The following is a 927-nucleotide window of genomic DNA, read 5'->3' on the forward strand; positions in this document are numbered from 1 at the left end:
ACTACAGATGAACCTGTAGGCCAATTATGGCAGGTGCTGTTATGATTACGCTTGTTGATGTCGGAGGACGATTGACTTCAGCCGCATCGAAGAGCCAGATTATCTATGCGTTCCTGGTTCCTGAAGGGCTGGAAGCGCTGGAAATTCGTTTCAACTACTCTCCGAAGCTTCTTGAGGATCGGGAGCGGGCACGGGAATTGGTGGCACTTGCGGCACCGCGCTACATGGAAGAACCGCAGCTTAGCAAGTACTTGGAGTGCTGGGAACGCGTACTGCCGCTGCAAAATTTGCTGACCTTGTCGTTGGACGACCAGTACCGCTTCCGCGGGGCGGCGCATCGGCACACGCCGGTGCAAGAGCACCGATTGGGCGCGAATGATGCCGAGCCCGGTTTTTTACAAGGTCCGATAGTTGCCGGCATGTGGCGTATTACGGTGAGTGTACACGCAATCGTTACCGAGGTTTGTTCGTACGAGCTGCAGGTGAACGGCGTTGAGAAGGAGAGGAGTCACCATGAGTAATTCTGGAGCAGGGGAAAGTGGATATTGGCTCGCCTGTGAGCTGCACACCCATACGCCGAATAGTGACGGTAAGCACACATTGTACGAGTTAGCTCGGAGTGCGGCGGCATTGGAGCTGGATTGGATCGCTGTGACCGATCATAATACGACATCGGGACTGTTCGGTAAAGAAGTGGTGGAACAAGCAACCAACATTAAAATTTTGACCGGACTTGAATGGACAACGTTCTACGGTCATATGCTCGTTCTTGGACTACCTGCCGGGGGTTATGCCGATTGGCGTATGCTTGGGCCGAACGATTTGGCTCAGGGGCTGCGAGAGGTAAAAGCGCTTGGGGCGATAGCCGGGCTTGCACATCCGTTTCGGGTAGGCAGTCCGATGTGTACCGGCTGTTATTGGGAATAT

The 927-nt window shown here is 54.0% G+C and carries 2 protein-coding genes; both read left to right on the plus strand.

Annotated features, from left to right (window positions below; translation table 11 throughout):
- Window positions 1-26: 26 nt before the first annotated feature.
- Window positions 27-521, plus strand: a complete 495-nt coding sequence (locus LRL21_RS44690) for a hypothetical protein (protein WP_240422200.1) — start codon at window positions 27-29, stop codon at window positions 519-521.
- On the plus strand, window positions 514-927 hold a 414-nt coding region (locus LRL21_RS44695; protein WP_240422201.1), incomplete at its 3' end, for a CehA/McbA family metallohydrolase. The genes LRL21_RS44690 and LRL21_RS44695, both read left to right, overlap by 8 nt.

It is taken from the genome of Paenibacillus periandrae, assembly GCF_022458865.1.
Taxonomy (GTDB): Bacteria; Bacillota; Bacilli; order Paenibacillales; family NBRC-103111; genus Paenibacillus_S; species Paenibacillus_S periandrae.

Coding starts and splice junctions, on each gene's coding strand:
- LRL21_RS44690 (WP_240422200.1), top strand. CDS start 27: ATGGCAGGTGCTGTTATGATTACGCTTGTTGATGTCGGAGGACGATTG.